This is a genomic window from Trinickia sp., assembly GCF_051961175.1.
In the GTDB taxonomy this organism is placed as follows: Bacteria; Pseudomonadota; Gammaproteobacteria; order Burkholderiales; family Burkholderiaceae; genus Trinickia.
This window is the reverse complement of the sequence record NZ_JBQCDN010000159.1, coordinates 1-19,360: the sequence shown is the minus strand read 5'-3', so window position 1 is coordinate 19,360 and position 19,360 is coordinate 1. Positions and strand designations below refer to the sequence as shown.

The 19,360-nt window shown below is 65.6% G+C and carries 23 protein-coding genes; 5 read left to right on the top strand and 18 right to left on the bottom strand.

Features of this window, described 5'->3' with window-relative positions; genetic code table 11:
• From ACTHL0_RS09265 to ACTHL0_RS09250, 4 genes are all read right to left on the bottom strand, one after another.
• The coding region (locus ACTHL0_RS09265) for a cation:dicarboxylate symporter family transporter (RefSeq protein WP_440566432.1) at window positions 1-463 on the bottom strand (463 nt) is incomplete at its 3' end.
• Between the two features lie 303 nt (window positions 464-766).
• Window positions 767-1,774, bottom strand: a complete 1,008-nt coding sequence (gene lipA, locus ACTHL0_RS09260) for a lipoyl synthase (RefSeq protein ID WP_440566431.1) — start codon at window positions 1,772-1,774, stop codon at window positions 767-769.
• On the bottom strand, window positions 1,767-2,558 hold the full coding sequence (lipB, locus tag ACTHL0_RS09255; protein WP_440566430.1) for a lipoyl(octanoyl) transferase LipB: 792 nt from the start codon (window positions 2,556-2,558) through the stop codon (window positions 1,767-1,769). Before lipB ends, lipA begins: the two co-directional genes overlap by 8 nt.
• Before the next feature lie 137 nt (window positions 2,559-2,695).
• Window positions 2,696-3,019 carry a DUF2917 domain-containing protein gene (locus ACTHL0_RS09250; protein ID WP_440566429.1) on the bottom strand — a complete coding sequence of 108 codons (324 nt, stop codon included), beginning with the start codon at window positions 3,017-3,019 and terminating at the stop codon, window positions 2,696-2,698.
• Between the two features lie 112 nt (window positions 3,020-3,131).
• Between ACTHL0_RS09250 and ACTHL0_RS09245 the strand changes: the two genes are divergently transcribed.
• Window positions 3,132-4,046: a transcriptional regulator GcvA gene (locus ACTHL0_RS09245; RefSeq protein ID WP_440566428.1), complete on the top strand. Its 915-nt coding sequence runs from the start codon at window positions 3,132-3,134 to the stop codon at window positions 4,044-4,046.
• Here ACTHL0_RS09245 and ACTHL0_RS09240 read toward each other — a convergent pair.
• From ACTHL0_RS09240 to ACTHL0_RS09205, 8 genes are all read right to left on the bottom strand, one after another.
• Window positions 4,030-4,299, bottom strand: coding sequence for a DUF493 family protein (locus tag ACTHL0_RS09240; RefSeq protein WP_440566427.1), 270 nt, complete (start codon window positions 4,297-4,299; stop codon window positions 4,030-4,032). The genes ACTHL0_RS09245 and ACTHL0_RS09240 overlap by 17 nt on opposite strands.
• 13 nt (window positions 4,300-4,312) lie before the next feature.
• Complete coding sequence (locus ACTHL0_RS09235) at window positions 4,313-5,551, bottom strand: D-alanyl-D-alanine carboxypeptidase family protein (protein WP_440566426.1); 1,239 nt, start codon at window positions 5,549-5,551, stop codon at window positions 4,313-4,315.
• Between the two features lie 386 nt (window positions 5,552-5,937).
• Complete coding sequence (locus tag ACTHL0_RS09230) at window positions 5,938-6,564, bottom strand: alpha/beta hydrolase (RefSeq protein ID WP_440566425.1); 627 nt, start codon at window positions 6,562-6,564, stop codon at window positions 5,938-5,940.
• A 28-nt stretch (window positions 6,565-6,592) separates the two neighbouring features.
• A complete protein-coding gene (locus ACTHL0_RS09225) occupies window positions 6,593-6,934 on the bottom strand; it encodes a (2Fe-2S) ferredoxin domain-containing protein (protein WP_440566424.1) in 342 nt (113 codons plus the stop codon).
• Window positions 6,935-7,177: 243 nt separating this feature from the next.
• On the bottom strand, window positions 7,178-7,876 hold the full coding sequence (locus ACTHL0_RS09220) for an ABC-type transport auxiliary lipoprotein family protein (protein WP_440566423.1): 699 nt from the start codon (window positions 7,874-7,876) through the stop codon (window positions 7,178-7,180).
• Window positions 7,877-7,896: 20 nt separating this feature from the next.
• Window positions 7,897-8,862 carry an MlaD family protein gene (locus ACTHL0_RS09215; RefSeq protein WP_440566422.1) on the bottom strand — a complete coding sequence of 322 codons (966 nt, stop codon included), beginning with the start codon at window positions 8,860-8,862 and terminating at the stop codon, window positions 7,897-7,899.
• Window positions 8,863-8,913: 51 nt separating this feature from the next.
• A complete protein-coding gene (locus ACTHL0_RS09210; protein WP_440566421.1) occupies window positions 8,914-9,792 on the bottom strand; it encodes an ABC transporter ATP-binding protein in 879 nt (292 codons plus the stop codon).
• Window positions 9,793-9,871: 79 nt separating this feature from the next.
• Window positions 9,872-11,011 carry an MlaE family ABC transporter permease gene (locus ACTHL0_RS09205; protein WP_440566420.1) on the bottom strand — a complete coding sequence of 380 codons (1,140 nt, stop codon included), beginning with the start codon at window positions 11,009-11,011 and terminating at the stop codon, window positions 9,872-9,874.
• A 166-nt stretch (window positions 11,012-11,177) separates the two neighbouring features.
• On the opposite strand from ACTHL0_RS09205, the gene ACTHL0_RS09200 reads away from it, so the two are divergent.
• Genes ACTHL0_RS09200 through ACTHL0_RS09190 form a run of 3 tightly spaced genes read left to right on the top strand, consistent with a single transcriptional unit; the run spans window position 11,178 to window position 13,241 of the window.
• On the top strand, window positions 11,178-12,098 hold the full coding sequence (locus tag ACTHL0_RS09200) for a biotin--[acetyl-CoA-carboxylase] ligase (protein ID WP_440566419.1): 921 nt from the start codon (window positions 11,178-11,180) through the stop codon (window positions 12,096-12,098).
• Complete coding sequence (locus tag ACTHL0_RS09195) at window positions 12,095-12,976, top strand: type III pantothenate kinase (RefSeq protein WP_440566418.1); 882 nt, start codon at window positions 12,095-12,097, stop codon at window positions 12,974-12,976. Before ACTHL0_RS09200 ends, ACTHL0_RS09195 begins: the two co-directional genes overlap by 4 nt.
• A 22-nt stretch (window positions 12,977-12,998) precedes the next feature.
• Complete coding sequence (locus ACTHL0_RS09190; protein WP_440566417.1) at window positions 12,999-13,241, top strand: hypothetical protein; 243 nt, start codon at window positions 12,999-13,001, stop codon at window positions 13,239-13,241.
• A 5-nt stretch (window positions 13,242-13,246) separates the two neighbouring features.
• Here ACTHL0_RS09190 and rfaE2 read toward each other — a convergent pair whose 3' ends face one another.
• Both rfaE2 and ACTHL0_RS09180 read right to left on the bottom strand, forming a co-directional pair.
• Window positions 13,247-13,741: a D-glycero-beta-D-manno-heptose 1-phosphate adenylyltransferase gene (rfaE2, locus tag ACTHL0_RS09185; RefSeq protein ID WP_440566433.1), complete on the bottom strand. Its 495-nt coding sequence runs from the start codon at window positions 13,739-13,741 to the stop codon at window positions 13,247-13,249.
• Window positions 13,742-13,892: 151 nt separating this feature from the next.
• Window positions 13,893-14,765 carry a ferritin-like domain-containing protein gene (locus ACTHL0_RS09180; RefSeq protein WP_440566416.1) on the bottom strand — a complete coding sequence of 291 codons (873 nt, stop codon included), beginning with the start codon at window positions 14,763-14,765 and terminating at the stop codon, window positions 13,893-13,895.
• A 34-nt stretch (window positions 14,766-14,799) separates the two neighbouring features.
• Between ACTHL0_RS09180 and ACTHL0_RS09175 the strand changes: the two genes are divergently transcribed.
• Entirely contained in the window at window positions 14,800-15,066 is a 267-nt protein-coding gene (locus ACTHL0_RS09175) for a hypothetical protein (protein ID WP_440537045.1), read from the top strand.
• Between the two features lie 79 nt (window positions 15,067-15,145).
• Here ACTHL0_RS09175 and ACTHL0_RS09170 read toward each other — a convergent pair whose 3' ends face one another.
• The 4 genes from ACTHL0_RS09170 to ACTHL0_RS09155 form a co-directional block, all read right to left on the bottom strand.
• Window positions 15,146-16,375, bottom strand: coding sequence for a patatin-like phospholipase family protein (locus tag ACTHL0_RS09170; RefSeq protein ID WP_440537044.1), 1,230 nt, complete (start codon window positions 16,373-16,375; stop codon window positions 15,146-15,148).
• Window positions 16,376-16,486: 111 nt separating this feature from the next.
• Window positions 16,487-17,311 carry a PhaM family polyhydroxyalkanoate granule multifunctional regulatory protein gene (locus ACTHL0_RS09165; protein ID WP_440537043.1) on the bottom strand — a complete coding sequence of 275 codons (825 nt, stop codon included), beginning with the start codon at window positions 17,309-17,311 and terminating at the stop codon, window positions 16,487-16,489.
• Window positions 17,312-17,352: 41 nt separating this feature from the next.
• On the bottom strand, window positions 17,353-18,201 hold the full coding sequence (locus ACTHL0_RS09160) for an enoyl-CoA hydratase/isomerase family protein (protein WP_440537042.1): 849 nt from the start codon (window positions 18,199-18,201) through the stop codon (window positions 17,353-17,355).
• A gap of 165 nt (window positions 18,202-18,366) precedes the next feature.
• Complete coding sequence (locus ACTHL0_RS09155) at window positions 18,367-19,359, bottom strand: fumarylacetoacetate hydrolase family protein (RefSeq protein ID WP_440566415.1); 993 nt, start codon at window positions 19,357-19,359, stop codon at window positions 18,367-18,369.
• Window position 19,360 lies beyond the last annotated feature (1 nt).

Below are 19,360 nucleotides of genomic sequence, written 5' to 3'. Positions count from 1 at the left end.
GCAGGATCTCGCCTTGTGCAAAGGCATCGGTCAGCGTGCGCGGGATGATGTGCATGAAGAAATCGACGGTGCTTTGCCCGTGCGCCTTCGCCGCGTACGAGGCGACCGCCTTGCCGTCGAGCGTATGCACGTCGACATTGAAGCCCGCGCCCGGTTTCAGCACATGCGTGGCAATGAGGCCCAGCAACAGGGCGAACGTGGAGATGACTTCGAAGTACAGCAGCGCCTTGCCACCCACGCGGCCGACCTTCTTCATGTCTTCCATGCCGGCGATGCCAGTCACGACGGTACAGAAGATGATGGGGCCGATCACCATCTTCACGAGGTTAATGAATGCGTCCCCGAGCGGTTTCATGTCGATCGCGGTTGCGCTCGCGAAATGACCGAGCAAGACGCCGGCGATGATCGCCGCAATCACCTGCACATAGAGGATTCGATAGAAGGGTTTCTTCAAAGGACGCATCGTTGTCTCCCACTTAGGAATGATTCGATTGGCCGAGGCAGCCGTTCGTGGGGTCCATCGATTGCAAGGTCAATGCCAACGCGCGATGCGCCGTTAGTCATTGATTTTATTGATATTTCTTATCAACGACGGCAGGCGGCGTCCGGCTTTCCGGAACGCCGGACAGCGGACGTCCGGCTGGCCGGAAACTCAAGGTGATTCGTCCGATTAAAACGAACGCGGCGGCGCGACCGATCATCAGGATCGATCGCGCCGCCGCGCAGGCAGCTGGCGCAACGGCTTAACCGCGCTCAGCGAAACGCATCAAACCACGCCTTCAACGCCCGCGTCGTGCGCTTGTTGATCGGCGTGATAGCTCGAGCGCACCATCGCGCCCACGGCAGCATGCGTGAAGCCCATCTTGTACGCCTCTTCCTCGTACATCTTGAACGTATCGGGATGCACGTAAGCCCGAACGGGCAGGTGATGCTCCGACGGCTGCAGATACTGGCCGATCGTCAACATGTCGACGTCATGCGCGCGCAAATCGCGCATCACTTGCAGAATCTCTTCTTCCGTCTCGCCCAGGCCCACCATGATGCCCGACTTCGTCGGCACGTTCGGATGCAGCGCCTTGAAGTCCTTCAAGAGCTTCAGCGAATGCGCGTAGTCCGACCCCGGACGCGCTTCCTTGTACAGACGCGGCACCGTTTCGAGGTTGTGGTTCATCACGTCGGGCGGCGCCGCGTTCAGGATCTCGAGCGCGCGGTCGAGGCGGCCGCGGAAGTCAGGGGTGAGAATTTCGATGCGCGTCGCGGGCGAATGCTCGCGCACTTGCCGAATACATTCGACGAAATGCCCCGCCCCGCCGTCGCGGAGGTCGTCGCGATCGACGCTCGTGATCACGACGTACTTGAGCTTGAGCGCCCCGATGGTGCGGGCAAGATTGCCCGGCTCTTCCGTATCGAGCGGATCAGGACGGCCGTGGCCGACGTCGCAGAACGGGCAGCGGCGCGTGCACTTGTCGCCCATGATCATGAACGTGGCCGTGCCCTTGCCGAAACACTCGCCAATGTTCGGGCAACTCGCCTCTTCGCACACCGTATGCAAGTTGTGCTCGCGCAGGATCTGCTTGATCTCCGAGAAACGCGAACTGCCCGTTGCCGCTCTCACGCGGATCCACTCGGGCTTTTTCAGCTTCTCGATCGGGACGATCTTGATCGGGATGCGTGCCGTCTTCGCCTGCGCCTTTTGCTTGGCGGTGGCGTCGTAGGCAGGCGTGGCTTGCGGGGCCTCGGAGGCGCCGCCAGGTTGAGCGGTAACGTCAGTCATTCGGTGATCCAGTCGATGAGCGTGCGCCAAGCGCGCCGCCGAGGTTCGCGGCGAGCCGTGCCGCCAGGGTTTCGGCCACTTCGTGCCAGCCGGCGGCGACGCCGAGCGTCGCCATGTCGACCGTTTCCAGGCCCGCGTAGCCGCAGGGATTGATCGCGAGAAACGGCCGCAAATCCATCCTTACGTTCAGGCTTACGCCGTGATAGCTGCATCCGTTGCGGATTTTAAGGCCGAGCGCGGCGACCTTCGCGCCCTCATGCCCGAGCGCGCCCGCTCCCGGCGCCACGTAGATGCCGGGCGCACCGGACCGGCGCTCGCCGACGAGATTATACGCCGCGAGGGTGTCGATCACGGCTTGCTCGATCAGCGTGACCATTTCCCGCACCATCAGCTTGCGCCGGCGCAAATCGAGCAGCAGATAGGCGACGACTTGGCCTGGGCCGTGATAGGTGATCTGCCCGCCTCGATCGACTTTGACGAGCGGAATCGCCGGGTCGGCCGCCAGCAAATGAGCGGGGTTACCCGCCTGACCGAGCGTGAAGACGGGCGGATGCTCGATCAGCCAGATCTCGTCGGGTGTGTCGGCGCTACGCGCTTCTGTGAATGCGCGCATGGCGTCGAAGCTGACTTCGTAGGGGACGACCCCTTGCCAGCGAACGATCGGGGATAAATCCACCAGCGGAGCGTCGAGAACGGCGGCGCGGCTTGAAACCGGGTCCTGCCGCCCCTCATCCGAAGAAGACGGCAACGGGGAGACGGACGAAAAAGACGATGCGGCAGACATGATGGCCGCAGTTTACCGGAATCGGGAGCGCCGCGCCCGAGCCGGCGGCGGATCGCTTGCGCGAAATCAAGGGCGCCTCCATGCGCCGTGCGCGGTCCGGCGTCGGGCGACAAGTTCCAGTTCCGGCAGGCTCAGGCTCAAACAGTACGCCACCCGCTGCGGCGCGCGCCCCACCAGTCAGACAACGCGCGCGCGACGTCGGTCATCATCGCGGTTCGCGACAGCGGCGCAACGAATGCGACCCGCGCCGCGTTGGCACCTTCGGCGCTGAGCCACAGGCGCTCCCCAGGCCGCAGGCGCAGCGAGTGACCGGGCGCCAGCCAATAATCTTCGACATCGTTGCTGCGCGTCACCCACACAGGCGCGCCATGAACGGACAAGCGCGTGCTATGCGCCACCATCATCGGCAGCAGTTCGCCGGGTGCGATTTCGAACGTGATACTTGAGGAAATTTGTCGCATGATCGTTCCACCTAAAAGTTGCTTCGTGGCTACAATCCTAGGCACATCAAGGCAATCGACAAAACGATCAATTCTCACGCTCATGTGAGAAAAACTAACAAATAAGGCATCCGTGGATCTGCGACAACTGCCCGTGCTCAACGCGCTGAGAACGTTCGAGGCCGCCGCCCGCCACGAAAGCTTTTCGCGCGCGGCGGACGAACTGTTCGTGACGCATGGCGCCGTCAGCCACCAGATCCGCGCGCTGGAAGACGAACTCGGCACGCCGTTGTTCTCGCGCCAGGGCAAGCGGGTGCGGTTGACGGACGCGGGCTGCCGCTACGCGAAGGACGTGCGCGCGGCCTTGATGGCGCTAGCCGATGCCACGCGCGAGGTGCGCGAGGGCCAGCGGGCAAGGCGGCTCGTCGTCTCTTCGGCGTCGTCTTTCTCGGCGCGCTGGATCACGCCACGCATCGGCCGATTCATCGAGCGTCATCCCGAGATCGATCTGGAATTGCTGTCGACGAACGCCCTGACCGATTTCACGCGAGAGGATGTCGACGTCGCCATTCGTTTCGGTATCGGTCCCTATCCCGATCTTCACGTCGAGCCGCTGCTCGACGAAGTGTCGTTCCCCGTGTGCGCGCCGACGTTCAACGGCGGCACGCTCCCGGCGACGCCGGCCGAGTTGGCGGCATCATCGCGGCTGCTGCGTTCGGACGATCAAATGTGGAAAGTTTGGTTCGAGGCCGCAGGGCTGGGTGCCTTGCCGGAGCCGCGGCGCGGTGTGCTGTATCAGGATTCGTCGAACCTGCTGCAAGCGGCCGTCGACGGGCAAGGCATTGCGCTCGTGCGCCGCTCGATCGCGACGCACGAACTCGCCACCGGGCGGCTCGTACGCCTGTTCGAGATCGACGCGCGAAGCGCATCGTCCTATTGGTTCGTCTGCCCGCCCCCGTTGCTGGCCAGTGGGCGCGTTCAGGCGTTTCGCGCGTGGCTGCTGGAAGAAATCGAGCGCTTTCGCGCGCAGTTCACAGCACGACCTTGACCATCGGATGCCCGGTGAGGGCCCGATAGATGTCATCCAGCTGCTCACGGCTGAGCGCTCGCACCGTCACGGTCAATCCCGTGTAATTTCCGCCGCTCGAGGGCCGTGTTTCGACGCGTGTGGCATCGAAACTCGCGTCGAATTGCCGGACGACGTTCACGATGGTTTCCGTGAAGTCGGGATGCGCCTTGCCCATGACCTTGATCGGAAAATCGCAAGGAAACTCGAATAGGGACTCGTTCACCGGGCTCACGATCGTACCTCCGTCACTTCTTCTTGCCGAACATGAGCAAGAGCGAATCCCACACGCGACCACCGATGCCCGCTTGCGGCACCGCCTGCAATGCGACCACCGGGAACTGCGTGAGCGTCTTGCCGTCCGCGACGATTTGCACCGTCCCCACCGGCTGGCCATTCGCGAGCGGCGCCACGAGCGGCTCGTTCAGCACGAATTGCGGTTTGATCTTGTCGCCCATGCCGCGCGGCACGGTGATGTATTGATCGCTCTTCACGCCCACTTGCACGCTGTTCGCCGCCCCTTTGTAGACGCGCGGCGTCTGCACGCTCTGATTGGCTTTGAACAGGCGCACTGTGTCATACGCCGAGTAGCCGTAGTTCAGCATCTTCATGCTGTCCTGCACTCGCTCGTGCTCTTTCTCCTCGCCCATCATCACGCTGACGAGACGGCGGGAAGCATCGGCCACGCCCGGCAAAGGCCGCTTGGCCGAGGCGATCAGGCAGTAGCCGGCCGCTTGCGTGTGGCCCGTCTTCAGGCCGTCGACAGTCGGATCGATCCAGAGCAGCCGGTTGCGGTTCGGCTGCTTGATCTTGTTGTACGTGAATTCCTTGACCGAGAAGATGCTGTAGTACTCGGGGAAATCGCGAATCAGGTGAGCCGAGAGCACCGCCAGATCGCCGGCCGTCGTATAGTGGCCCGCCGACGGCATGCCGTTCACGTCGGCGTAGTGCGTGCCCTTCATGCCGAGGCGCTGTGCCTCCGCGTTCATCATTTCGACGAAATGCGCCTCGCTGCCGCCGACGAGCTCGGCCAGCGCGATTGCCGCGTCGTTGCCCGACTGAATGATCATGCCGTAGACGAGATCGTGCACCGTGACGGGCTTCTCGGCTTCGATGAACATGCGCGATTCGTCGTTTTTCACCCGGCGCACCGCATCGCTCGGGGTGACGACCTGCTCCATCGAAATCTTCTTCGTCTGCAAGGCTTCGAAGACGAGATAGGCCGTCATCAGCTTCGTGAGCGATGCCGGTTCGACCCGCTCGTCGGCATTGCCCGACGCGAGCACTTGATTGCTCGTCGCATCGACGAGCACCCACGATCTGGCCGTCACGGCCGGCGGTGGGACCTGCGCCGACGCGGCCGGCGCATAAGCCGCGCCCGCGACGAGCGTGGCGGCGATCAATGCGCATACCGGCGCGGTGCGCTGGAACGAGGAGGGAACGAAAGACGAAGCAAACGACGGGAACAAGAGCGAGGAAGAACGCATAGATCGATTCGTGCAGAAAAGCGCCGCGCGCGATGCGCGCGATCGGGAAGTGCCGGCCGCCGATCGGCGGTTGTCACCGCCCGTCACGACGCACAAAAAACGAGCGAGGCGCGAAGCGCGGCGCCCATTGGACCGGCGGCGCGCGATTCGGTTCGCTCGATTCGCTGACGTGCGCCGCGATGTACCCGCAATGCATCGTGCGGAGCGTCATCGACGGGCGGTGCGAAAAAAATTTGCGCCCATTATACGCGGCACGTCTTGCCAATACCTTGTCGAAACCGCCTTTTTCTCAGTGCAAGCGCACGCCGGCGCGTCCCGCCAACCCACGCCGTGCGGGCTTCGGCACCCGGTCGATTCGTCAGCTTTATGTCGGGCAGGGCAGCGGTTCAACGCCAGGCGTCGATGACGATCCGTTTCAAGATGTGCAACTTGCGATGGAGAAAGTGCTCTGCCCCGGGAATCACGATGACGGGCAGCTCCTGCGGCCGCGCCCAATCGTAGACGGAGCCGATCGGCACCGTCTCGTCCTGCTCGCCGTGAATGACGAGTGTGTTCTCGGGCACAGCGGCCACCTCGAAGCGGCTCGCGGCCGTGCCGACGAACACCATCCGCTCGATGCTCTGCCCGCGCTCGGCGAGCCTGCGCGCCACGTGCGAAATCACCGCCGTGCCGAACGAGAAGCCGGCCAGCACGAGCGGCAACGATTCCTGCCCTGCCTGCGCGCGCATGTGGCCGAGCAGCGCAAGCAGATCCTCGCGCTCGCCGACCCCTTCGTCGTACTGGCCCTCGGTCTGTCCCACGCCGCGGAAATTCGAGCGATAGGTCACGTAGCCCAGCTGCACGAGCGTGCGGGCGAGCGTCACGGCAACCTTGTTGTCCATCGAGCCGCCGAACAGCGGATGCGGATGAGCGACGAGTGCGATCCCGCGCGCCGTCCCGGCGGGTTCGTCGCGCGCGATTTCTATCTTGCCGACGGGGCCATCGATCAGAAACTTCTGGGTATGAACGTTCATGGATGACGCTGCGCAAAAACCAGGTGGATCAAACGTTCTTATCGATCTGGTCGATCAAGAGGCGCTCGACGATCTTGCCTTCCTTCAGATGCGAATCGACGATTTCGTCCAGATCGGCTTCGTCGAAGTACGTGTACCACGTGCCTTCCGGATAGACGACGACCGCCGGCCCCAGCTCGCAGCGATCCAAACAGCCGGCCTTGTTGATGCGGACGTTGCCTGGGCCCGCGAGGCCGAGTTTCTTCACGCGTTTTTTCGTGTGGTCGAGCATCTTCTCCGCGTCGCAGCGCAGCCCGCAGCTCGGGCGCTCCGCGGCGGGATCGCGTTGGTTCGTGCAGAAAAAGACGTGGTACTTGTAGAAAGAGTCCATGGTCTCGAGATTCGGGTGGTAAGCCGGACCACCGCGCCAGCGTGACGTCGCGAAGAGGCATCGCGCATCCGTGGACGTGGACGCCCGGCGTCAGTGGGAGGGAGAGGTCGGCCGATTATAGCGAGCGTTGCCCGGGCCCGCTGGCGCCTTGTCCGGCCACGCTTTCGAACCGGGCACTGGCGGGCAGATGGGCTCTGTGGGTGATGCATCACGCTCTGGTCGCATGCGCCGCTCTGCGGCCGTTCATTGCACCACGGCGCCCGCCTGCATACCGAGCCACGCCATCAGCTGTGCCACGAACTCGTCACTCGCGGCCGCGAGCGCTTGCACGCCGCCCGCCGCATTGCCCATGCTCGCCGGCGCGCGCGCGACAAAGGTTTGCTGCGCGATCAAGGCGCCGTTGCGCGTGAGCGTCGCTCGCGCTGTCAGGGCTCCGTGACTCTCGCTCTCGCTGTCGAACACCTGCTCGAATTGATCGAGCTCGATCGTGAGCAGCGGCGCATTCACCGCCTCGCCGCCGCTGAGCACAGCCCCGCGCGCGGCCAGCGCCCCTCGCACGCGCACGGTCACCAACTGCGAGGGCCGCATCGTCCAATGGCTGTTCGCGTAGCTTGCTGTCCGGCGTGGATCCGCATAGCTGATGCGGTACAGAATGTCGTCGGTGTCGAGCGCCGCCGGTGCGCGGACGTCGAATAACCGCAACGCGGGCAACGGGCCCGAGTAGGCGGGCGGCGTCTGCGGGCCGAGGTCGTAGCGGATGTTCGAGATTGCAGCCGGCGTGTCGAACGCGCAGCCGCCGATCGCCCCGGCCACGGCGGCGCCCGCCAACACGCGTACCGCTGTCGACAAGAGGCCGGCAAGGGCACGACGTCCGCGCCGGCCGTATGCCGACGCGACATGTCCCGCTGTCGTCCGGGCGATGAGATCCGATGAACGTGCCATGCTTTTCGCTTCCTCTTCGATCAATGCCGCGCGCCGCCGGCCGCGGGCCAGGCGAATCCGGGCTCGCCCGGGCCGGGCTGCGCGCGCCCGACGCCGAACAGCAGGCTCCTCGGGCTCGTGCTGAACGTAGCGGCCGCACGATCGAACGCGCGCGCCGCACCGCTGACGTCGGTGGCCAGCGCGCTCACGCGCGGCAGGGTTTCGTAGTCGAGCCGCGCCGACATCTCCTGCAGCGACGCATCCATCGTCACGAGCGCCCCGCCCGCGCGATCGGCGGCCGAGCCGACCTTGTTCAAATTCGAGACGAGCGGCCCGCTGGGCGACGAAAGCGTCGAAACCAGCGCATTCGTCGAAGCCAGCGTGCGCGTGAGCGCGTTCATCGTCCCCGGCAATTGCGCCGCCACCGGCTTCGCCGCTTGCGCAAGCTCGTTCACCGAATCGGCCGCGCGCTGCAGGCTCGTTGCCGCCGCCAACAACTGGGTGCGGGTCTGGTCCGACAGCATGGCATCGGCACGTCCGGCCACGCTCTCCAATTCGCTCAGCAAGGCATCGCCTCGCTGTTGCAGCTGATCGAGCAAGCCGGGACGCATCGGCAACTGGGCGACATGCTTCGTCGATGTCGGCACGGGGGCGAGATCCGTACCGGTATCGTCGAGTTGAACGAACGCGATCCCGGTGACACCTTGCAGGCCGAGACTACCGAATGTCGAGCGCGTGATCGGCGCGTTTTTGTCGACGAGGATGCGGATGACGATCGTCCCCGGATGGGCGCGATCGAAACGGATCGACTGCACCTTGCCCACTTGCAGGCCGCGATAGCGCACGTCGGCGTCAGTCGACAGCCCCGTGACGTTCGTATGCGAAATCAGATCATACGGGATGCGCACGGTGCGATCGAGGTTGAACCAGAAGACGGCCAGCCCGATCGTGATGCCAAGCCCGATCGTAAAGAGTCCGGCCCAAAATGCATGCGATTTATTTTCCATTCGCTTTCGTCCCGTCGTTCAGCGATGCATCCCAAGCGGTGCGCCGGCGCGTCATAGCGGCACCTCGGCCGACGCCGATTCGAGCGCGGCCGGCGGCAGCTTGGCGCGGCGCTCCGGCGGGAGTGCCTGCAGCGCGCGCCGCCCGCGCCGGCCGAGGAAAAACTCGTGGATGAACGGATGATCCACGGCCGCGGCCTCCTCGATCGGCGCGGCCACGAGCACGCGGCGATCGGCGATGACAGCCACGCGCGTCGAGAGCGACGTCATCGTATCGAGATCGTGCGTGACCATCACGACCGTCAAGCCAAGCGCGCGATGCAGCGTCGCGATCAATTCCACGAAGTCTTCCGATGCCTTAGGATCGAGCCCCGCCGTGGGTTCGTCGAGAAACAGCAGTTCGGGCTCCAGCGCGAGCGCACGCGCGATGCCCACGCGCTTGATCATGCCGCCCGAGAGCGCAGCGGGCATTTTCGATGCGTGTTTGCACGGCAGCCCGACCATCTCCAGCTTCAGCATGACGATATCGTGCAGCAGCGCGGGCGGTACGCGGCCGAGCTCGCGGATCGGCTGGGCGATGTTATCGAACACCGACATCGACGAGAACAACGCCCCTTGCTGGAACAGCATGCCCATGCGGCTGCGCATGACGCGTCCCGTCTGTTCGTTGATCGTCGCGGTATCGCGCCCGAACACTGCGATCGTGCCGGACGTGGGCGCCTCCAGCCCGAGGATCTGCCGGATCAGCGTCGTCTTGCCCGATCCCGAGCCGCCGACGATCGAGACGATCTCCCCGCGCCGCACGTCGAAATCCAAATGCTCGTGCACGACCATCGCCCCGTAGCGCTTGGTCAGATCGCGCACTTCGATCACGCGCTCCGCGATCGCGGGCGGCGGACAGTGGCGCACGGCAGCGGTGAGCGGGGCAGTCATCCGGTTTTGCTCCGAGAAACCTGGGAGTTTAGTCCTGGAAGCCGAGGCGCGCGTCTGCGGATCCGCACAGTGGCAAACGTCAAAGCCCGACGTTCTGAAAGACAATCGCAAAGATTGCATCGGCCAGGATGACGACGGTAATCGATGAAACCACCGACGATGTCGTGCCCGTCCCGAGGCTCTGCGAATTCGGCTTGATCCGAAACCCGAAGTGGCAGGCCACGAGCGCGATCAGCATCCCGAACGCCACGCCCTTGCCGAGCCCGATCCAGAGATTGGCGATCGGCACGACGCTCGGCAGCGCGCGGGCGAAGTAGGCGATGTCGATGCCCAGCACGAGTTGCGCCGCCAACGCGCCGCCGATCAGGGCGACGATGTTCGTCCACATGACGAGCAGCGGCATCGCCACCGACAGCGCGATCACGCGCGGCAACACGAGGCGCAGGCCGTGCGGAATGCCCATGACGAGCATCGCGTCGAGTTCTTCGGTTACGCGCATGACACCGATTTGCGCGGTGATCGCCGACCCCGACCGTCCCGCGACGAGGATCGCCGAGAGCACCGGTCCCAGCTCGCGTATGACAGAAAGCCCGAGAATGTTGACGATGTATTGATTGGCGCCGAACAGCCTCAACTGCTGGGCTGACAGGTAGCTGAGGACGATGCCGATCAGGAAGGCAACGAGCGCCGTGATCGGCAGCGCCTTCGCCCCGGCGTTGTACACGTTCGCCGAAATTTCGAGCCACGGCGCGCGCGCGGGGCGGCGCACCACGGAGAGTGCATCGAGCACGAACCGGCCGAACATGGCCAAGCCGCCGTACGCGTGATCGGCGAAGTCCAGCACCGAACGGCCGAGCGCGGTAACGAAGTCGATCCGTTCGACCGCTTCAGGTTCCTCGCGCTGCGCTTCGAGCAGCGCGATGCGCGCGAAGATGTCGCGCTGAGTATCCGTGAGCGCAATGCGTTCGGGCATTTTGCGGCCCCATACGCGCCACAGCGCCTGGCCGCCGACGTGATCCATCCGCTCCACCGCCGACAAATCCCACTGAGCAGGCGCCCCGCCCGCCGCCGCGCGCGCGAGTGCGGTCAGGCGCGATGTCGTCCCCGCCCGGGCGCGGTCGCGCGCGAGCGCCAGCGCGGTCCATTGTCCGGACAACGTGACGAGCGGGCCCAGGCTGCTCGCCTCGATGTGCAAGCCTGGCGGAGTATCGAAGTCCAAGGAAAGGGCGTCCCGGGCGGTGAACTGAACTGCGGCCATTGTAGCGGGCCGCGCCCGGGCGCGGCTTCTGGCGGGCCTCCCGCCGCATCGGCAGGCGCGGTGCCCCGCAGCTGCCTCGGCGCGCGTTTGCCGCACCACACCACGCCGGCCCCACTACAATACGACCATGACCGATACCCTTTTTCCCCCTCCGGGCCCCGGCGCCTCGCCCAAAGGCGGCGGCGATTGGCGCATCGACCGGGACCGGGCCCGCGCCGGCGGTGCCAGCGCGATCCCGTCGGACGCGCTTGAAATCGTCGATGAAACGGCCTCGACCAATACCGATTTGATGGCGCGCATGAAGGCGCTGCCGCGCGAACATGCCGCCTTCGGCGTGCATGCCGTGCGGGCCGCCTACCGGCAAACGGCGGGGCGCGGGCGGCAGGGCCGCAGTTGGCAGACGAAACCGGGACACGCGCTGACGTTTTCGCTCGCATCCGTGCTGCCGCGGCCCTTGGCGGGGCTTGCCGGGCTCAGCTTGGCCACGGGCGTCGCCGTCGTCGATGCACTCGCCCGTCTGGCGCCGAGCGAAGCCGCGCGGTTCGCGCTGAAATGGCCGAACGATGTGCTGCTCGACGGCCGCAAGCTCGCGGGGATTCTGATCGAGACGGCCTGGAGCACAGCCAGTGCCAGCGCGGTCGTCATCGGCGTCGGCATCAACGTGCAGCGCGACGAAGCGCTCGAAGCCGACCTGGAAGCAGCCGCCTCGGCCTTGCCGGCCCAGGTGCGCGCAACGCCACCGGCGGCCCTCTCGCAAGCGTTGCCGAATGCGAATCTGACCGATACGCTGGCCGTCGTCGTCAAAGCGTTGACGGAGATGATCGAACGATTCGGCACGCAGGGGTTCGCCGCCTTCGTCGATCGCTGGAACGGCTACCATGCCTTCGCGAATCGTGACGTCGTGTTGATCGACAAGGGTGCGGAGCTCATGCGCGGGGTCGCGACCGGCGTCGACGGCTCGGGGCAACTGCTGCTGCTCACCGACACGGGGATGCAGTCCATCGCGACGGGCGACGTTTCACTCCGTCTCGCCGGCGAGACGCCATGAATGGCCGCGCGCCGTTCCTGCTGATCGATGCCGGCAACAGCCGCGTGAAATGGGCACTCGCCGATACACACGGCCTCTTCCTGAACAACGGCGTATTTGCGCATACCTTCGATGCTCCGTCCGTGGGGCGCGGAGAACCCGCTCGAGCCGGCGACGGCCCAGTGCCAGTGCCAGCACCCGCCCCATTGCTCGGCCATCACATCGCAGACGAATGGACTGACCTGCCCGCCCCAGGCGGAGCCTGGATTTCGAATGTCGCGGGCGAAGCCGCCGGCGAACGGGTGGCGGCGCTCATCGACGCGCATTGGCCCGGCCTGCCGCGAACGTTCATTCGCGCGTGCGAGCGGCAATGCGGGGTCGTCAATGGCTACGCCGCGCCCGAACGCCTCGGCAGCGATCGCTGGGCTGGCCTGATCGGCGCGCATGCCGCGTTTCCAGGCGAGCCGCTGCTGATCGCGACGCTCGGCACCGCCACGACGCTCGAAGCGCTCACGGCCGATGGCCGCTTCGTCGGCGGTATGATCGCACCGGGATGGTCGCTGATGATGCGCTCGCTCGGCGAGCACACGGCGCAGCTACCGACGCTTGCCGCCGATTCCGGGCGCCCGCTCGCCGGCGATACGCTGGCGCATTGGTTCGCGGACGAGACCCGCCAGGCGATGACGGCGGGCTCGCTGCTCGCGCAGGCCGGTCTGCTCGAACGCGCATGGCGCGAGCTGTGCCGGGCGTGGGGCCAACCCGTCAGGCTCGTCGTGAGCGGGGGCGCGGCGAGCGACGTCGCGGGCGCGCTCGATGTGCCGCACACGCGCCACGACACGCTGGTGCTGTCGGGGCTTGCGCGGATCGCGGCGCAAGACAGCGGCGTCGCAAGAACGTGATGAACGATAAGGAGACGTGACGATGTTGCGTTGGCTGATCGCCATTTTGTTTCTCGCCAACTTGATTGCATTCGCGCTGGCGAGCGGCATGCTCGGGCCGCCGCCGGCAGCGGGGGCCCGCGAGCCGCACCACCTCGAAGGGCAAGTGCATCCCGAATGGATCAAGGCTCGGCCAATCTCGGAGGCACAAACGGCCGAGCAAGCCATCGTCGGCCAGCCCGAGCCCACGCCTGCCATCCAAGCCGCGCCGCTGGGCGGCGGCTAGCTCGTCTACGCCGTACCCGCTTGGGCGCGCACCTTCTTGAGTAAGGCCGTTGTCGAGCGCTCATGCTCGAATGCGATCGCGAGTGCACGCCCGCCCCAACCCCGCACGAGCGCCGATTCGGGTAGCGCATCCATGTCGTAATCGCCGCCTTTGACGAGCACATCCGGGCGCAGCGCGCGAATCAGCTCGACCGGCGTTTGCTCCTCGAATCGCACCACCCAATCGACGCACTCCAGCGAGGCCAGCAGCGCCATACGGTCTTCTTCGTGGTTGATCGGCCGATCGTCGCCCTTGCCCAGCATGCGCACCGATGCATCGCTGTTGACGCCAACGATCAAACACGCGCCGAGCGCCTTCGCGCGTGCCAGGTAGGTCACATGGCCGCGATGCAGAATGTCGAACACGCCATTCGTGAAAACGACGGGCGCAGCGAGCGTGTCGCGCCGAGCGGCAAGCGCTTCGCGGGTCGTGATCTTCCGTTCGAACAGTACGGGCGACATAGAAGACATGGGCGAAATATCCGATGAGGGCAGAGCCGGCGAGCGAGCGGATCTAGTGTCTAGTGTCTTGTCCCGCCGATAACAAAAAGCCCGCCGGGGCGAGGAGCAACACTCCTCGCGCCGACGGGCTCGGCCATTCGATACGTTTTCGTCAAGCGGGCTGGTGCTCGCCGGAGCCTGCCGCTTGCAGGCGCGAAGCGACTTCCTTGCGGTAGCGGTTCAGTTCCTGGGCCGTCGTGAACGTGCGCTCGAACAGCAGCGACAAGTTGTGCAGAATCCGCTCGATGACTTTCTTCTCCCAACCGTCGTCGAAGCGAATCTGTTCGTCGAGCCAGCGCTCGAGCCATTCCGGATCGGGCAGGCGCGATTGGATCGTGTCGCGCGGAAACAGATCGCGGTTCACGTGCAGGTTCGTCGGGTGCAGCGGCTTTTCGGTGCGGCGCGCCGATGCCATCAACACACCGATCTTCGAAAACGCTGCGCGCGCGACATCGCCGCAATTGTTCAGCGCCTTCTTCATATAGCGCAGATAGGCGCCGCCATGACGCGCCTCATCGCGCGAGATCGTTTCGTAGATGTGCTTGATGACGGGCTCGGTGTGCCATTCGGCAGCCCGGCGATACCAGTGGTTCAAGCGAATCTCACCGCAAAAATGCAGCATCAGCGTTTCGAGCGGCGGCGCCGGATCGAATTCGAAGCGCACCGCGTGCAACTCGGCTTCCGTCGGCACCATCTCGGGCTTGAAGCGGCGCAGGTACTCCATGAGAACCAGCGAATGCTTTTGCTCCTCGAAGAACCACACGCTCATGAACGCGGAGAAGTCGCTGTCGTGGTGATTATCGCGCAGGAACATCTCCGTCGCCGGCAGCGCCGACCACTCCGTGATCGCGTTCATCTTGATCGTCGCGGCCTGCTCGTCGGTCAGGAGCGACGCGTCGAACTTGTCCCAGGGAATGTCCTTCTCCATGTCCCATCGGACCGATTCGAGCGATTTGTAAAGTTCCGGATAAAGCATGGTGTTCATAGGTCCCACCCCTGGTCTGCCCATTCCAACTCGTATGACGATTACCGCACGCGACCCGTCGCCACGCCTGGGCGGCGAAAAGCTCACGATTTTACGCTGTGATTACGATCGTTTATTGATCGAACTCAAGGCCTGCGATGCGGCGATACGCCCCCGCGCTCGCACCGGCCGGCGCTTAGCGCCCCGGGCGATGACCGAACGCGGCACCGCGCTCGCGCCGAGTCATTTCTCGTGTCCTGCGGACGGCGGCACGACGACCTGCCGCGCTCTTGGTTTTTCAGTGTTCGCCCACGGATCGTAATCTTTGAAATGATAGCACGCGCCGCGCTAGCACCGGCCTCTCGGACGCACTCGACGCGCCGCAGCAACGCCGGCCGCGCTCAAACGTCGGCGCGCGGCGCCTCCACGCCTGCCGTCGCCGTGCTGCGCCCGCCCGCGCCGCTCGTCTTCGCCTCGTCTTGGGTGGCGCGAATCCACTCGGCCAGCCGCTCCTGTTGCGCCATGGCATCTCGAAAACCGAGATCGATCAACTCGTTGGCAAATTCGGCTTCGAACAGCAGATAGCTCGCGAACGATGCGCCCGCCGCGCGATTGCCGCCGACCGCCCCCAACAGCCCCCGGACCGTGAGCGGCAGACGCTTGAGGTGCCGCGCGGCGATGAGTTCGATGCGCTCGCTCGGCGCGATCGGCAGGACGTCGACGTGCCGCCAGCCGCTCTCGGGTTCGACCTGCTGCGGAAGGTGGCGAATCATCCCGTTGATGTGTTCGATCCGCTCGATATCCGCGCCGATCGAATCCAGAAACACGCTGGCCAGCACCTGTTGGCCGATCTGGGCGAGCGACGGGTACCCGCTTTCGAGGCCCGCAGCCGCCGGCACTTCGGGGCGCGGCGCCGCCGCACCGAGCACGACGATACGCTGGGCACCGAAATGGATCGCGGGGCTCAAGGGGGCGATCTGCCGGATCGAGCCGTCGCCGAAGTATTCGGTACAGCCGTCGAGTTCGAGCGGCACGGCGGGAAACAGAAACGGGATGGCGGCCGATGCGAGCAAATGCGCCGGCTTGAGCGCCACCATGCGCGCCCCGCGCTGCGCGCGCCGCCAAGACTGGATCGGCTCTTCCGCTTGGTAGAACGTCAGATGCCGGCCGCTCGAGTAACTGAGCGCCGTGATCGAGAGCGCGTGCAGCGCATGCGCATCGAGCATGTCGGCGATGCGCGCGAAGTCGAGCGCACCGTGCAGCAGGTCCGCCAGCGGACGGTTGTCGAATAGCGCGCGCGGCGAGCGCCGCACGGCCCACCCGAAGCTCATCGCCGCCAGCCAGCGCGCGCCGGCCGCCGCCACGCCGCGCCAATCCGTGCGATAGACCTGTCGCGCACGAATGTTGGACCAAAAATCGATGAGCCGGCTCACGCCGAACACGAAATCGTCCGCATGGCTCGCGATGGAAGCCGCGTTGATCGCCCCCGCCGAGGTCCCGCAGACGATCGTGAACGGCGACGCCGGCGCAAGCGGCGCCACGTCTCGCGCGATTTGCGCCAGCGCTTTGAGCGCCCCGACCTGATACGCGGCGCGGGCGCCGCCCCCCATTAATACCAACGCTAGCCGCACGGCGTCCAACCCAAAGAAAGCACGAACGAGCGTCGCCCGCCGCCCACCCGCATGGCGCGACAAATCGGACCCAAGCAACGCTGCCGGGCAAGCATCATTGTTCCCCGCGCTTCATTTTTCCCCGGCAGCCGATGCCGGCTTGGCCGGACGCTTACGCGCGTTCGCCGCCTTGGCCGCCGCCTTAGCCACCGGCTTGGCCGAAGAATCGGCGGGCTTATCGGCCGCCTTGGTACGCGACGCACCGTCCGCGCCGGCCTTCTTCGACGAAGGCTGCTTCGGCCCCGCCTCGCCGCCGGCGCCCGGCTCAGTCATGGCGAAGGCCGCAAGCTGATTGAACTGCGACTGCAGCAGATTCCACCAGCCCGACGGATCGAAGGCGGCGCTCGCGGCCTCGCCGGCTTGCGCGCCCGCCCCCGACGGTTCGTCGGCCGAAGGAGCGGCACCGCTTGCGCCCGCGCCCGGCTGCGCAGCGGCATGGCCCGTACCCATATCGTTCGAACGGTTCGGCCATCCGCTCGTCGAGCTGCCCCACGACGAGGATGGACTCGCTTGCCCGCTCGCGGCCTCGGTCGGTTGCGTCATCGACGCCTGCGCGAATGCGCCGAACGCGCGCAGCGTCGATAACGTCGCGCGCTGCACTTCGAGCGCCTGGATCGCCGATTGCAGCATGTTCAAGTTCAGCTTGAGCCATTGCTCGACGGCGCGCATATCGGTGATGCGCTTATCGAGTTCCTCGACGTTCATGAGCGGCGACATCATGTCCGACATGGCGGCGAGCGGCGAGCCGAAGCCTTGCGCCGTCCCCGGCTGCATTCCCGGAAACGCCGCGCCGAACGGCGTGAGGCGCATCATGTCCCACATCTTGTCGAGCATTTCGGCGGGCGGAAAGCCAGGGAAGCCCGGGAATGGCGGTTGGCCGCCGGCGGTGTCGGTCATCGGATGCTCCTTCGATACGGTAGGAATACGTGAAGATGCGTTCAGGAAAGGTCGTCGCCGCTCGGAAATTCGGGCGCGCGCCGCTCGCGCAGCGAGCGAATGCCCTCGTGCACGTCCGGGCCCGAGAAGCCCATGAATTCGAGCGCCAACGACGTGTCGAAGGTCGGCCCCGCCATGCGCAGCCAGTTGTTGAGCGCGTACTTTGTCCAGCGAATCGCGCTTTGCGAGCCTTGCGCCAATCGTGTGGCCACCTCGAACGCCTTCGGCAGCAACTCGGCCTCGTCGACGGCCAGTGAGACGAGCCCGATCCGCTCGGCCTCGGCCCCACTCACGGCTTCGCACAGCAGCAGGTAGTACTTGGCCTTGGCCATGCCGCACAAAAGCGGCCACACGATGGCGGCGTGATCGCCGGCCGCCACGCCCAAGCGTGTGTGCCCATCGATGATGCGAGCGTCGTTCGCGGCGATCGAGACGTCGGCCAGTAAGCCGGCGACGAGCCCGGCGCCCACGGCGGGCCCGTGCATCGCGGAGACGATCGGCTTGCTGCAGTTGATGACGTTGTAGACGAGATCGCGCGCCTCGCGCCAGACGCGCGAGCGAACGTCGAAGCGCTCGGCCATCTGTTCGACGAGGCCCAGATCTCCGCCCGCCGAAAAACCCTTGCCCTCGCCGCGGATCACGGCCACGCGCGTAGCCGGATCGCGGTCGACGTCGCGCCAGATTTCGGCGAGTTCGCGATGCATGCGATCGTCGGCCGCCGCGAGCGCGCTTTTATTCATCCCTTCCCCGCTCATGACGATTTCGAGTACGCCATGCGGATGACGCCGCAAACGCAGCGAGCGGTAGTGCGCGTAGGGCGCCAAGTCGTCGGGAGGTGTCGTATCGATCATCCGGGTCGGCTCGTCTCGGGTGGGGCAACAGCCCGCGCGGGCCGTCGCTCTATCGTCAGTGTAGGCCCGCGCGGGCGGCCTCGCATCGGGCCAAACCCGGCGCGCACTTCGCGGTTGCGTGCGATGTTGCCTGCGAAGTTTCCCCCATCGGCGGTGCCGTGAACACTAGCGACCGCGCTCCAGCGGAGCGACCGATTGCTCGATCGCGCCGAAAATCGATTTGCCGGCCTCGTCGAACATCTCGATCTTGACGGTATCGCCATACTTCATGAACTCGGTCTGCGGTGCGCCGCTCGCGATCGTTTCGAGGCAACGCTTCTCGGCGATGCAGCAATAGCCGCGCTTCTCGTCCTTGTTCGAGACGGTGCCCGAACCGACGATCGCGCCGGCCCGCAGATTGCGCGTTTTCGCGGCATGGGCGATCAGTTGCCCGAAGTGAAACACCATCTCGACGCCGGCATCGGGTTGGCCGACCTTCTTGCCGTTCCAGTGGACGACGAGCGGCCGCGCGAGCCGGCCCTCGCGCCAATGTTCGCCGAGTTCGTCGGGCGTCACGGCCACGGGCGAGAAGGCCGTGGCGGGCTTGCTTTGGAAGAAGCCGAACCCCTTGGCGAGTTCGGCCGGAATCAGATTTCGCAGCGACACGTCGTTGACGAGCATGACGAGACGCACGGCCTTGAGCGCCGCCTCGGGCGCCGTCGCCATCGGCACATCGGTGGTGACCACGGCCACTTCGGCCTCGAAGTCGATGCCGAACGCCTCCGATGCGCAGACGATGTCGTCGTGCGGCCCGAGGAAGTCGTCGCTGCCGCCCTGGTACATCAGCGGATCGGTCCAGAACTCGGGCGGCATCTCGGCCCCGCGCGCGCGTCGCACGAGTTCCACATGATTGACGTAGGCCGAGCCGTCCGCCCAGTGAAATGCGCGTGGCAGCGGCGCCATGCAGTCCTTCGGCTCGAAGGCGAATGTATGGCGAGCGCGGCCCTGATTCAGGGCGTCGTAGCGTTCGGCGAGTTGCGGCGCGTAGAAGGCCCAGTCGTCTAGCACGCGTTGCAGCGTCGGGGCGATGCCGTCGGCGATCGCGGCCGTGCGCAGATCGCGCGAGACGACGATCAGTTGACCGTCGCGGGAACCGTCTTTGAGCGTGGCAAGTTTCATG